At 65.2% G+C, this 12,848-nt stretch carries 13 protein-coding genes, 1 tRNA gene and 1 pseudogene; 12 read left to right on the top strand and 3 right to left on the bottom strand.

Annotation, left to right across the window (positions count from 1 at the left end):
* Window positions 1-80: 80 nt before the first annotated feature.
* Both QF036_RS19065 and QF036_RS19060 read left to right on the top strand, forming a co-directional pair.
* A complete protein-coding gene (locus QF036_RS19065; RefSeq protein ID WP_307104342.1) occupies window positions 81-1,496 on the top strand; it encodes an ATP-binding protein in 1,416 nt (471 codons plus the stop codon).
* Window positions 1,493-2,170 carry a LuxR C-terminal-related transcriptional regulator gene (locus QF036_RS19060; protein ID WP_307104341.1) on the top strand — a complete coding sequence of 226 codons (678 nt, stop codon included), beginning with the start codon at window positions 1,493-1,495 and terminating at the stop codon, window positions 2,168-2,170. The genes QF036_RS19065 and QF036_RS19060 overlap by 4 nt, the downstream gene beginning before the upstream one ends.
* 490 nt (window positions 2,171-2,660) lie before the next feature.
* Here QF036_RS19060 and QF036_RS19055 read toward each other — a convergent pair whose 3' ends face one another.
* On the bottom strand, window positions 2,661-3,878 hold the full coding sequence (locus QF036_RS19055) for a pyridoxal phosphate-dependent aminotransferase (RefSeq protein ID WP_307104339.1): 1,218 nt from the start codon (window positions 3,876-3,878) through the stop codon (window positions 2,661-2,663).
* A 271-nt stretch (window positions 3,879-4,149) separates the two neighbouring features.
* On the opposite strand from QF036_RS19055, the gene QF036_RS19050 reads away from it, so the two are divergent.
* The 10 genes and pseudogenes from QF036_RS19050 (at window position 4,150) to rplL (ending at window position 10,804) form a co-directional block, all read left to right on the top strand.
* A tRNA-Trp gene (locus tag QF036_RS19050) sits at window positions 4,150-4,222 on the top strand.
* Window positions 4,223-4,303: 81 nt separating this feature from the next.
* Entirely contained in the window at window positions 4,304-4,588 is a 285-nt protein-coding gene (secE, locus tag QF036_RS19045) for a preprotein translocase subunit SecE (protein ID WP_307104337.1), read from the top strand.
* A 117-nt stretch (window positions 4,589-4,705) separates the two neighbouring features.
* A pseudogene (gene nusG / locus QF036_RS19040) lies at window positions 4,706-5,559 on the top strand (transcription termination/antitermination protein NusG).
* Window positions 5,560-5,692: 133 nt separating this feature from the next.
* Window positions 5,693-6,124 carry a 50S ribosomal protein L11 gene (gene rplK / locus QF036_RS19035; protein ID WP_003803853.1) on the top strand — a complete coding sequence of 144 codons (432 nt, stop codon included), beginning with the start codon at window positions 5,693-5,695 and terminating at the stop codon, window positions 6,122-6,124.
* A 186-nt stretch (window positions 6,125-6,310) separates the two neighbouring features.
* Entirely contained in the window at window positions 6,311-7,018 is a 708-nt protein-coding gene (gene rplA, locus QF036_RS19030; protein WP_003803842.1) for a 50S ribosomal protein L1, read from the top strand.
* Between the two features lie 180 nt (window positions 7,019-7,198).
* Window positions 7,199-7,882: a GNAT family N-acetyltransferase gene (locus QF036_RS19025; RefSeq protein WP_307104335.1), complete on the top strand. Its 684-nt coding sequence runs from the start codon at window positions 7,199-7,201 to the stop codon at window positions 7,880-7,882.
* A complete protein-coding gene (locus QF036_RS19020; RefSeq protein ID WP_307104333.1) occupies window positions 7,870-8,289 on the top strand; it encodes a hypothetical protein in 420 nt (139 codons plus the stop codon). The genes QF036_RS19025 and QF036_RS19020 overlap by 13 nt, the downstream gene beginning before the upstream one ends.
* Window positions 8,290-8,370: 81 nt before the next feature.
* Window positions 8,371-9,477 (top strand): GNAT family N-acetyltransferase, encoded by a 1,107-nt coding sequence (locus QF036_RS19015; RefSeq protein WP_307106004.1) that lies wholly within the window; start codon window positions 8,371-8,373, stop codon window positions 9,475-9,477.
* Between the two features lie 289 nt (window positions 9,478-9,766).
* On the top strand, window positions 9,767-10,351 hold the full coding sequence (rplJ, locus tag QF036_RS19010; RefSeq protein ID WP_307104331.1) for a 50S ribosomal protein L10: 585 nt from the start codon (window positions 9,767-9,769) through the stop codon (window positions 10,349-10,351).
* Between the two features lie 75 nt (window positions 10,352-10,426).
* On the top strand, window positions 10,427-10,804 hold the full coding sequence (rplL, locus tag QF036_RS19005) for a 50S ribosomal protein L7/L12 (protein WP_307104329.1): 378 nt from the start codon (window positions 10,427-10,429) through the stop codon (window positions 10,802-10,804).
* A 133-nt stretch (window positions 10,805-10,937) separates the two neighbouring features.
* On the opposite strand, the gene QF036_RS19000 is transcribed toward rplL, so the two are convergent.
* The gene (locus QF036_RS19000; protein WP_307104327.1) at window positions 10,938-11,450 is read right to left on the bottom strand and encodes an aminoacyl-tRNA deacylase; all 513 of its coding nucleotides are present in this window, start codon (window positions 11,448-11,450) and stop codon (window positions 10,938-10,940) included.
* A complete protein-coding gene (locus QF036_RS18995) occupies window positions 11,450-12,649 on the bottom strand; it encodes an acetyl-CoA C-acetyltransferase (RefSeq protein ID WP_307104325.1) in 1,200 nt (399 codons plus the stop codon). Before QF036_RS18995 ends, QF036_RS19000 begins: the two co-directional genes overlap by 1 nt.
* Window positions 12,650-12,848 lie beyond the last annotated feature (199 nt).

The raw sequence follows: 12,848 nt of genomic DNA, 5'->3' as shown, positions 1-12,848 counted from the left end.
ACCCTGAGCTGTCCCTGACTTACCCCGGGTTCACCCTCACAACGGGACCCGGGAACCCTGATCCGTGTTTGGATTGATGCATGACCGCAGCTCCTGTCCGCCCGCCTCTGGTCCGCAGCAGCGACCGCCTGATCGCCGGCGTCTGCTCCGGCCTGGCGGTTCATCTTGGCTGGCCGGTGCGCATGGTCCGGATCGGCATGGTGGTGGCTGCTTTCGCCGGGGGCGCAGGGCTCGCGTTCTACGCATGGCTGTGGATCATGGTTCCCACCGCGGACGAGAACGCCAAGCGCAATGCCCGCCGTCCGGCGTCGCCCATTGCCCCCGCCGTGAGCCTTCCCCCGGTGAGCCTCCAGTCCGGCCCGGCCCCCGCCCCTTTCCCGGGCTCTGGTCCTTTCCCGGGCCCTGTTCCTTCGTTCTCCGCCGTCCCCCCGCCCGCGGGGGAGTACGACGCCGGCACCGATTCCCGGCCCCCCGCGACTGCCGCCGCTCCCGGCGGCACATGGTTCCGGATCCGGGGCATGCGCTACGGCAAGGAGATCCTGCTGGGCGCCGGGCTCCTGCTCGTCGCCGCGATCCTGATCGCCAGGCTGCTGGGCGTGGAAGTGCCCCTGGGCACACTGATCCCGGCGGCGGCCATACTCGGCGGCGCGGCCATTGCTTGGATGCAACTGGATGAAACCCGCCGGGCCGGGCTCGTCGATAAAACCAAGGCGGACCAGGCCGGTGGATGGGCGCGGCTGGCAGCGGGCCTCGCGCTGGTGGTAGCCGGGGTTCTGGTCATGGTCTCCGGGTCGGGGTCATGGCAGCAGACCTGGCTCGCGCTGCTCGCGTCCGTGGCTGTGCTGGGCGGCGTGGCGCTGGTGCTGCTGCCCTGGGGCCTGAAGTTCTGGCGCGACCTGGAGACAGAACGGGCCGGCCGCGTGCGGGAGACGGAGCGGGCCGAGATCGCCGCCCACCTGCACGACTCCGTGCTCCAGACCCTTGCCCTGATCCAGCGCCGTGCCGGCAACGAGCACGACGTCGTCCGCCTGGCGAGGGCGCAGGAGCGCGAGCTGCGGGGCTGGCTCTTCAAAGACCCAGCCCGAGATGCCGGCCAGCTCTCGGACCGGATCAAGGCCGCCGCTGCGGAGGTGGAGGACGGGCTCGGAAACGCCGTCGACGTCGTGACCGTGGGCGACACGGAGATGACCGAGCGCCATGAGGCGCTGGTCCAGGCCAGCCGCGAGGCCATGCTGAACGCTGCCCGCCACGGCGGCGGTCCCGTCTCTGTCTATCTGGAGGTGTCCCGCGGCGGCGCGGAAGTCTTCGTCAAGGACCGCGGCCCGGGCTTCGAACTGAGCGCAGTCCCGCACGACAGGCTGGGCGTGCGGGAATCAATCATTGGCCGGATGAAACGGCACGGCGGCAACGCCGCAATCAACAGCGGACCCGACGGCACAGAGGTGCGCCTCAGGCTGCCTGCGGACGTCGCGGACAACGGGGAAGAAAAATCATGAGTACACCAGCAGGGGCAGCCGCGGCGGGAAGAACCGTGCGGGTTGTGATCGTGGATGACCACGGGATTTTCCGGTCCGGCCTCAAGGCTGACCTCGACCCGAGCGTGGTGGTGGTCGGCGAGGCCGGCACCGTGGAACAGGCCATCGAGGTTATTGCCGCAGCACGGCCCGACGTCGTGCTGTTGGATGTGCACCTGCCCGGCGGCCGCGGCGGGGGCGGGCGGGAAGTCATCACAGGGTCCGCGGCGCTCCTGGGAACCACGCGTTTCCTTGCCCTTAGTGTCTCCGATGCGGCCGAAGACGTCGTGGCCGTCATCCGGGCCGGTGCCCGCGGCTATGTTACGAAGACGATTTCCGGCGCGGAGATCACCGACGCCGTGTTCCGGGTTGCCGGTGGCGACGCCGTATTCTCCCCACGCCTGGCAGGCTTTGTCCTGGACGCCTTCGGCACCGCCCCGGCAGACATCGCCGACGATGAACTGGACAAACTCTCAGCCAGGGAACTCGAGGTGATGCGGCTGATCGCCCGGGGTTACAGCTACAAGGAGGTGGCCAAGGAGCTGTTCATCTCGATCAAGACCGTGGAAACCCATGTCTCGGCCGTGCTCCGGAAGCTGCAGTTGTCCAGCCGCCACGAACTGACCAAGTGGGCCGCAGAGCGCCGCCTCCTCTAGGCCCCAACGCTTCCTCAGTTCCCGTCGCCGTCTCCCAAACGCTTCCTCAGTTCCTGTCGCCTTCTCCCGAACGCTTCCTCAGTTCCCGTCGCCGTCTCCCAAACGCTTCCTCACGTCCGGCCGGTTACTCACTGCTGCCGCTGGGAGTGGGCCACTTCCAGGGGCCGTCAGGCATGGTCTCGCCGATCACTTGGCCGAACAACAGGTCGCTGGTTCCCTCTGGATTGCCACCGGCAGCCACGTAGGCGGCCTTAGTCTTCACCGTCCTCGCACGGATTCGGGAGTCGGTGTGGCTGTTGCTCCCGGCCAGAGTGGCCAGGTGGGGTTCCCCCAGAAGAAACCTGGCAACCTTCCGATCACGCCCGTCACGTCCTCGATTAAAGGCCAAACGCTTCCGCACTTTTTTCGGTGCGGAAGCGTTTGGGTTTTTTCTGCAGGATCTGAGGGAGGGTCCGTGGTTTTCCTGCAGGACGTGAGGAAGCGTCTGGGGTTACTGCGCCTTGCCGAGGAAGTCCTGGAGGCGGCCGACGCCGGTGGCGAGGTCTTCATCGCCCAGGGCGTAGGACAGGCGCAGGAAGCCGGACGGGCCGAAGGCCTCACCGGGAACCACGGCGACCTCCACCTCGTCCAGGATCAGCGCGGCAAGCGCGGCCGAGGTCTCCGGGCGGACCGTACCGTTCGCCGTCGGGAATTCCTTACCCAGCAGCGCGCGGACGTCCGCGTACACGTAAAAGGCACCCTTCGGCGTCGGGCATTCAACGCCCTCGATTGCGTTGAGCCCATCCACGATGGCCTTCCGGCGGCGGTCGAAGGCGACCTTCATCTCGTCCACCGCGGTGAGCGGACCGGAGACTGCTGCCAGGGCGGCGATCTGCGGGATGTTGGACACGTTGGACGTGGCGTGCGACTGCAGGTTGGTGGCGGCCTTGATGACGTCGGCGGGTCCGATCATCCAGCCCACACGCCAGCCGGTCATCGCATAGGTCTTGGCAACACCGTTCAGGATCACTACCTTGTCACCCAGTTCGGGGGCGGCGGTGGCGATAGAGGTGAAGGGCACACCGTCGTACGTCAGGTGCTCGTAGATCTCGTCGGTGACAACCCACAGACCCTTGGCGGCAGCCCACTTGCCGATTTCGGCGACCTGCTCGGGCGAGTAGACGGAGCCGGTGGGGTTCGACGGCGACACGAACAGCAGGATCTTCGTGCGGTCCGTGACGGCCGCTTCGAGCTGCTCCACGGTCACCAGGTAGTCCTGCTCCGGGCCGGCAAAGACCTCCACCGGGACGCCGCCGGCGAGACGGATGGCCTCGGGGTAGGTGGTCCAGAACGGCGTGGGCACGATCACTTCGTCGCCCGGATCCACGAGCGTGGCGAACGTGTTGTAGACGGCCTGCTTGCCGCCGTTCGTGACCAGCACTTGGGACGGGTCGGCCTTGTAGCCGGAGTCCCGGAACGTCTTCTCGGCAATAGCCTTCTTCAGCTCGGGCAGGCCGGCAGCGGGGGAGTAGCGGTGATACTTCGGCTGGCTGGCGGCGTCGATGGCGGCCTGGACGATGTAGTCCGGGGTGGGGAAGTCGGGCTCGCCTGCACCGAAGCCAATCACCGGCCGGCCGGCCGCCTTCAGCGCCTTGGCCTTGGCGTCGACAGCCAGGGTGGCGGATTCGGCAATGGCGGAAATGCGTTGGGAAACGCGGGCGGAAGACATGGCAGGTCCGTTCTTCGCTTGCAGCTGGTGAGCTGAATGGTGGATTTCGACGAAATCTACTCTATGCTGTTCACCGGATCGTTCGAGGTGGAACACGGATTTGTGACTGCGGTGCAGCGCGGATCCAGAAGCTGAAAACGGTCCGAAATGAGGCTGGTTCGACGTAAGCGCAGTTGTTGCGTAGACTAGTTCTCCGGTGTTGAAACACGGATGATGACGTGCGCCCCAGATGGCCTTGGGGAAAGTGCGGCCTCATCGGTTTTTGATCCATAGGGTAGTGGCGCAATTGGTAGCGCAGCGGTCTCCAAAACCGCAGGTTGCAGGTTCGAGTCCTGTCTGCCCTGCGCAGGCTGTTCCGGCGAAAAGCCGGAGCAAGCGCAGCAATCAAAGGTTCAGTTCAGAGCCGGGTAATCCGACTTGCGAGGATGAGTGAGGAACAGGTGACCGAAACAGCTGCAAGCAGCTCCAAGGGCCGCCCCGCAAAGAAGGCCGCCAAGGCTGGCTTCTTCGCTCGCATCGCACTCTTCATCCGCCAGGTCATTGGCGAACTGAAGAAGGTCGTTGCCCCCACCCGCAAGGAACTGATCAACTACACGCTCGTGGTGCTCGTATTCGTAGTCATCATGATGGTGATCGTCACTCTGCTGGACCTGGCGTTCGGCAGCGCGGTGAGCTGGGTCTTCAGCGGTACAGGCGCCACGGACAGCTAAGGCGATCGGTCCGCAGACTGCGTGGGCTCCCCGGCCGGATTTCGGCAAGGAGCTGCGGGGTGTGCGGAATTGAGCCATTTAAATAGGCAATTAGGCAATGAGGAAGCAGGAGACCAAGTGTCTGAGCAGGAGCTCGAGGTAACTGAGACTGAGCTGGATGAAACCCAGAACCCCGCGGCTGAGTCCGCTGAGGGCTCCGAGGTTGAGTCTGCTGCGCCCGATTCCGAAGGCGACGCCGATTTTGAAGACGACGCTGAGACCGACGCCGACGACGAGACCGACGCTGACGACGCCGACGACGTGACCGGAGAGAGGACGCCGAGGAAGGCGCCGAAGGGACCGACGTCCTGGCCGCTGCCGCCGCCCAGGCCACCGACCCGGCCGAAGAGTTCAAGTCCAAGCTGCGCCGCCAGGAGGGTGACTGGTACGTCATCCACTCCTACGCCGGCTACGAAAACCGCGTCAAGGCCAACCTTGAGACCCGCATCCAGACCCTGGACATGGAAGATTACATCTTCGAAATCCAGGTTCCGATGGAGGAAGTCGTTGAGATCAAGAACGCTCAGCGTAAGGTCATCAACCGCGTCCGCATCCCCGGCTACGTGCTGGTCCGCATGGACCTGACCGACGCCTCGTGGGGCGCCGTCCGCCACACCCCGGGTGTCACCGGCTTCGTGGGCAACGCCCACAACCCCGTGCCGCTGCGCCTCGACGAGGTCTTCTCCATGCTGGCCCCGGTCTTCGAAGAGGAACAGGCCGAGAAGGGCAAGCCCACCAAGCAGGCTGCCGCTCCGGTGAATGTCGACTTCGAGGTCGGCGAATCGGTCATCGTCAAGGAGGGCCCGTTCGAGACCCTGCCCGCCACGATCTCCGAGATCAAGGTGGATTCCCAGACCCTCGTGGTTCTGGTGTCCATCTTCGAACGCGAGACCCCGGTCACGCTGGCCTTCAACCAGGTCACCAAGATCTAGCTGATCACCCCAGATTTCGCTCCGGAGCGGCCCGCTTTAGCAGTTCCGGAACGGCCGACCGCCTCGCCATGGCGGTCAACCACCTGAGGCACGCTCCTGTGTCCCAGGACGCATTTGAGAGAAGGACCCTACATTGGCTCCCAAGAAGAAGGTCACCGGCCTCATCAAGCTGCAGATCCAGGCAGGTGCCGCTAACCCGGCCCCGCCGATCGGTCCTGCGCTTGGCCAGCACGGTGTCAACATCATGGAATTCTGCAAGGCGTACAACGCCGCGACGGAAGCCCAGCGCGGCAACGTTATTCCGGTTGAAATCACCGTCTACGAAGACCGTTCGTTCACGTTCATCACCAAGACCCCGCCGGCTGCAGAGCTCATCAAGAAGGCTGCAGGCGTCGCCAAGGGTTCGGCTACCCCGCACACCGTCAAGGTTGCCAAGCTGACCCAGGCCCAGGTCAACGAGATCGCTTCCACCAAGATGGAAGACCTCAACGCCACCAGCCTCGAAGGCGCAGCGAAGATCATCGCCGGCACCGCCCGCTCCATGGGCATCACCGTCGAGGGTTAATTCCCCGCTGATGCGGCGCCGGATCCGGGAAACCGGGAACGACGCCGGGCAGCACCGCCGGGAAACCGGCACCACTGAAACATTGAAATGCCGCAAGTCCGCACGGATAAGAACAGTCGGACTCGCGGCTGTGGCAGGGCCCAGCGCGGTCCGCAGACCACAACTGCACAAGGAGAAATAAGCAGCATGGCAAAGCGCAGCAAAGCATACGAGGCAGCCGCAGCCAAGATCGACGCGGAGAAGTTCTACGCGCCGTTCGAGGCAGTGACGCTCGCCAAGGACACCAACCCGTCCAAGTTCGACGCCACCGTTGAGGTCGCCTTCCGCCTGGGCGTTGACCCCCGCAAGGCGGACCAGATGGTCCGCGGCACCGTCAACCTGCCGCACGGCACCGGTAAGACCGCCCGCGTCCTCGTGTTCGCCACGGGCGAGAAGGCTGAAGCAGCAATCGCTGCCGGCGCCGACTTCGTTGGTTCGGACGACCTGATCGAAAAGATCGCCGGCGGTTGGACTGACTTCGACGCAGCCGTTGCCACCCCTGACCTCATGGGCAAGGTTGGCCGCCTCGGTAAGGTCCTGGGTCCGCGTAACCTGATGCCGAACCCGAAGACCGGCACCGTCACCCCCGATGTCACCAAGGCTGTCAACGACATCAAGGGCGGCAAGATCGACTTCCGCGTCGACAAGCACTCCAACCTGCACTTCATCATCGGCAAGGTTTCGTTTGACGCCACCAAGCTGGCCGAGAACTACGCCGCTGCCCTCGAAGAGGTGCTCCGCCTGAAGCCGTCCGCTTCCAAGGGCCGCTACATCCAGAAGGCAACGGTTGCCACCACGTTCGGTCCCGGCATCTCCGTTGACCCCAACGTCACCAAGGTTCTCATCGAGGCGTAACCCTCGCGAACCTGCGGCCGGATATCCGGCCAGCAGCAAAAGGACCGTCCGGCATGTGCCGGGCGGTCCTTTTGCATTGCTGCGGCCCTTTTCGTTACCCCTGAAGTACGACGGCGGGACTCCCGTCAGGCGCGTCGGCTCGCTCTGTTGGACTCGGGGCGTTGCGGCTAGGCTGATCCGGTGACGACGCCCTCCTACCGGATCGAGCCGCTGGTCCTGCCTGCGTCGCTTGACGCGCCCGACGCCACAGACTTCCTCGAATTCAGCGACCTCAGCGACGCCCTGGTGCTGGAGACCTGGGGCAACCTGGACCGGGCAACGCCCCGCAGGGCCAGGCTGGAGGCGTGGCGCGACGACGACTACGAGAAGCTGCGGCTCTTCTTCGTACGGCTGGACGGCCGCATGGTGGCAAGGTCCTGGGTGCGGCTTACCCAAAGGGAGAACCTCCAGGATGCGTTCCTCAGGGTGGACGTCCTCGACGGGTACAGCGGTCGCGGCATCGGCCAGGCTCTGCTGCGGCACGCAGAGGCGGTGGCAGGGGAGAACGGCCGCAGCACCCTGCAATCCTTCACCGAGCACGCGCCCGGGTTCGATCCTGACGGGCCGGGAATCCTCCGGCCCGGAACGGGGACGGGCGGGGTCCCGGCCGCGGCCCGCGGCGTACGGTTCGCCGCGGCGGCCGGTTACACGCTCGAGCAGGTGACGCGTTTCAGCGCACTGGACATGCCGCCGTCGGACGGTGTCCTTGACGCGCTGGAAGGCGAGGCAGCGCGCATCGCGGGGGACCAGTACGAGATTCTCGGCTGGACCGACCGCTGTCCGGATGAGTACGTCGAAGAGATGCAGTGCTCATGTCCAAAATGAGCACGGACACCCCGGCAGGGGCGCTGCACTACGACGCCGAAGTGTGGGACGCCCCGCGCGTCCGGCACGTCGAGGATGAGTGGAAGCGGACGGGCCTGGAGTCGCTGGTGGCAGTGGCCCGGCACAAGTCGAGCGGCGAGCTGGCCGCCTACTCGGTGCTGCAGCACTCGGACGAAAAACCGTGGTTGGCAGAGCAGGACGACACGCTCGTGGCCCAGGCACACCGCGGGCACCGGCTGGGGATGCTGGTCAAGGTGCTCAACCTCCGGCGCCTGCAGAAGGACCATCCCGAGGTGGAACGGGTCCTGACATTCAATGCCGCGGAGAATGACCATATGCTGGCCATCAATGTAGCCCTGGGCTTCCGCGCGGCAGGGTATGACGGCGAGTGGCAGCGCCGGCGTTAACCGGCATATGCTGGCGACGGATACACCGCATGGACTCAAGCCCGCTGCCTTCAGGGCAAGCGGCGGAAACGGCTGGGGATGATGGCAATAGAGGTGCGGATCGAGCGGCTGTGGATTCCTGACTCCGTGGACGCTGCCGACGCAGCGGACTTCCTCGCCGCAGTGGAGGTGGGGCGCAAGGTCCGCATGGATACCTGGGGCAGTGACGACCTCGCCTACACGCCGTTGGAAAAGCTTCTCGAACTGGACGACCCGTACGAGCGCCAGGTGATTCTCGTGGCGAAGATCGGCGACGAGATCGTGGGCACCGTAGACATCGCCCTTCCCCTCACTGACAACCTGGACCTTGCCGAATTTACGCTGGACATCCTGCCCGAATACCAGCGCCAGGGCGTGGGCAGGCAGCTGCTGGAGGCCGCCGAGCACTTCGCCCGGGAGGAGGGCCGCACCATGATCCTGGTGGACACCAACCACCCCGGCGCCTCCCTGCACGAATTCGCGCCCGAGCAGCTGGTGCCCGGATCGGGCCAGGGGTATGTGCCGCTGGGCAGCCGCGAGGTGGATTTCGCCCAGCGCACAGGGTATACGCTGCAGCACATTGAACAGTTCAGCTCGTGCGCGCTGCCGCTGGACAGCAAGCTTGTGGCCGAGCTAGAGGCGGAGGCGCAGGAGGCCAACAACGGCCGCTACCGCCTGCACCACTGGACCGACCGCTGCCCGGAGCGCTGGCTGGAAGCGGTCGCTGCGCTCGAAAACCAGGCCGGCGGTGACGCCGGGCCGGCGGACGACGACAGCATGGTTGTCGACGCCAGGATCCTGCGTGAAGCCGAGGAAGTCACCATCTCCCAGGGACGGCGCACGGTGGTGACCGCCGTCGAACATATCGCCACGGAGACGCTCGTGGGGCTGACCACTATCAGCGTCCTGGCGCAGCGGCAGGACGTCGTCTTCCAGGACGACACGGTGGTGCTGCAGGCGCACCGCGGCAACAAGCTCGGCCTGCTCATCAAGGTGGCCAACATGGAGCGCCTTACCGAACAGTTCCCCGATGCGCGGGTGATCTACACGTGGAATGCACCGGAAAACCGGTACCTGCTCACCGTCAACCGCCAGCTCGGGTTCACGACGGCGGGAGTCACCGGGATCTGGCAGAAGGAACTGCCGGACCTGGGACCCAGCAGAAGCTAGCCCGATTTGGTTATCCGCAGAACCCTCCCGTAAGCTTGAACTACCAAAGACCGTCGGTTGTTGGAATCCCACTCTTTCGAGCTCAGCTCAACTCTGCAGTTGTGTGCGAAAGGGCTAGTGGGTTTCCGGACGAAGGACCCTGAACATAGGGCGGCCGGCGCAGGTGAACGAAGCAAAGCTCCGCTGAACAGCGTTGAGCCAAGCCCCGTGCATCTGCGCGGGGCGTTTTTAGTTTTAGCTCACCTGAGCGGGGACCCGGAATACCGGCACTATCCCCGGAAGGAGGGTTATGGCAACGCCTACCAAGGTTTCAGCAGTAGCTGAGATCACTAACGATTTCAAGGAATCGAACGCCGCTGTCCTGACCGAATACCGTGGGCTCACCGTTGCACAGCTCAAGCAGCTGCGTGTTTCTCTCGGCCAGGACACCAAGTTCGCGGTCGTCAAGAACACCCTGACCGCCATTGCAGCCAAGGAAGCTGGTGTCGAAGCATTCGACGGCCAGCTCGCCGGCCCCACTGCAATCGCGTTCATCAAGGGTGACGCAGTTGCAGCTGCCAAGAGCCTGACGGATTTTGCCAAGGCCAACAAGCAGCTGGTCATCAAGACCGGTTACTTCGAGGGCAAGGCACTGAACGCCAGCGAAGTTGCTGCCCTGGCAGCACTCGAGTCCCGCGAGCTGCAGCTCGCCAAGGTTGCAGGCATCCTCAAGGCCCCTGCTGCCGCTGCTGCACGCATCATCGACGCACTGCGCCTCAAGCTTGAAGAAGAGAACGGTGCTCCGGCTGAAGCCGAAGCTCCCGCCGCTGAAGAAGCTCCGGCCGCAGAAGCAGCAGCTGAGGCTCCGGCCGAAGCCGCTGCCGAAGAGAACTAACTCTCTCCCAAAAAGACTCCGGTGGAACGGAAGGCATTCAGCCCCCGGCCACCTTTATAGGAAGGACGCCACACCATGGCGAAGCTCAGCAACGAAGAGCTCATTGAAGCTTTCAAGGAACTGACCATCATCGAGCTCTCCGAGTTCGTCAAGCTCTTCGAAGAGACCTTCGAAGTTACCGCTGCTGCTGTTGCGGTTGCCGGCCCCGCCGGTGGCGCTGCCGCTGAGGAAGTCGAAGAGAAGACCGACTTCGACGTCATCCTCGAAGCTGCTGGCGACAAGAAGATCGCAGTGATCAAGGAAGTTCGCGCCATCACCTCCCTCGGCCTCAAGGAAGCCAAGGACCTGGTTGACAGCGCTCCCAAGGCTGTTCTCGAAGGCGCCACCAAGGAAGCTGCCGAGAAGGCAAAGGCTCAGCTCGAAGAAGCTGGCGCCACCGTTACCCTCAAGTAACACTGCTTGTCCAGGAATCCCCGTCCACTCCGGTGGGCGGGGATTCCTGCGTTTTAACCCCACCCGCACCCTAGCCTCCCAACAGGTAGCAGTTGAGGGCGTTCCCAGCGCTGAGAAGGCCCTCATGTGCTACTTAGTTGGGTTCGCTGATGTCCGCGAGCACCGCGCCGAGGGCCGAGACCAGGGCGTCGGCGTCCACGAATGCGCTGTAGCCGTGCTGGCCCGCGCCCATGGATATCCTCCTGCCGGCGATGGTCCGGTCCGCGTAGACAGGCCATGCCGTGGTGCTGCCGAGCGGCGTGATGGTGCCGCGCTCATAGCCGGTGGCCTCCAGCGCCACGTCCGCGGCCGGGAGCGAGAGCTTGTTGACGCCCACCAGGCTGCGCAGCTTGGGCCAGGAGATCTGGCGGTCGCCCGGGATGAGGACGAAGAGGAAGCTGCCGTCCTTGTGCTTCACCACGAGGGACTTCACGATGTCCGCCGGGCTGATGCCAAGGATCGCGGCCGCCTCCTCGAGGCTGTGGGCCGCCAGCCGTTCGACGAGCTGGACGTCCAGGCCGCGCGCCGCGGCGTCGGCAAGGAATCGCTCCCTGCCGTTCCGGCCGCCGTCGGTCCCGTTAGGGCCCGACGGCGGAACGCCGTTCATCAGTCGCGGAACAGCAGGAGGGCCTCACCCTGGCCGCCGCCTCCGCAGAGCGAGACCGCCGCCTTGCCCTGGCCGCGCCGCTTCAGTTCATGCGCCGCGTGGAGTGCCAGACGAGCACCCGACGCGCCGATCGGGTGGCCCAGCGCGATGGCACCGCCATGGATGTTGCATTGCTCCAGCGGGTAGTCCAGATCCTTGAGTGACTGCACGGCCACCGAACCGAACGCTTCGTTGATCTCGATGAAGTCCAGGTCCGCGGTACTCCAGCCGGCCCGGTCCAGCGCGTTCCGGATGGCGTTGGAGGGCTGGGAGTGGAGGGAGTTGTCCGGCCCGGCCACCTGCCCGGGCTTGCCCACAACGGCCAGGTACTCCAGGCCGTTTTCCTCCGCGAACTTGCGCGAAGTCAGGACCAGGGCGGAGGCGCCGTCGGACAGGGGAGAGGAGTTGCCGGCCGTGATGGTGCCGTCGGTGACGAAGGCTGCCCGCAGGCCGGCCAGGGACTCGACGGTGGTGTCCGGCCGGACGCCCTCGTCGGTGGAAACCACCACCGGATCACCCTTGCGCTGCTTGACGCTGATCGGGGAGATCTCGTCGTCGAAGACGCCGTTCTTCGAGGCGATCGCGGCGCGCTGGTGTGAGTTGGCGGCCACGGTGTCCTGCGCGGTCCGGTCAATGCCCAGCGTCAGGTTCTTGGATTCGGTGGACAGGCCCATCGAATGGCCGTCGAACGCGTCGGTCAGGCCGTCGTGGGCGGCAACATCCAGCGCCTGGACGGTGCCGTAGTTCCAGCCCTGGCGGGAGCCGGGGAGGACGTGGGGCGCCCGCGTCATCGACTCCTGTCCGCCGGCGACGACGACGGTGGCGTCGCCGGCACGGATCATCCGCGCCGCGTCGATCACCGCGGTAAGCCCGGAGAGACAGACCTTATTAATGGTCACGGTGGGGACGTTCCAGCCGATGCCCGCGCCGATGGCGCTCTGGCGGGCCGGGTTCTGCCCGGCCCCGGCCTGCAGGACCTGGCCCATGATGACGGCGTCCACCTGGCCGGCGTCCACCCCGCTCGCCGCAAGGGCCCCCTTGATCGCGTGCGCCCCGAGTTCGACGGCGGTGAAGCTCGCCAGTTGCCCGTTCAGCCGGCCCTGCGGGGTGCGCGCGCCGGACAGGATGACAACGTCGCTGTTGTCCACGGAATTGCTCATGGATGTTCTCTTCCGATCTTTTGGTCGATGGTTGGCCTAAGGGTATCGTGAGCCCGGTCACCTATCCATTCAACGCTGGGAAGGCGGGGTGCATTCCGGTTAGGTGCCCGTGGCAACGGTGCTTGCATTCTGCTGGCAAGTGGGGTAGACACGCGTGGAGTTTTGCCGTATCGTAGATATTTGCGTCTTCCCTGTTTAC

This window comes from Arthrobacter globiformis (assembly GCF_030817195.1).
Lineage (GTDB): Bacteria > Actinomycetota > Actinomycetes > Actinomycetales > Micrococcaceae > Arthrobacter > Arthrobacter globiformis_D.
Note: the sequence above shows the minus strand (reverse complement) of the source record. Positions and strands in the feature narration are given on the sequence as shown.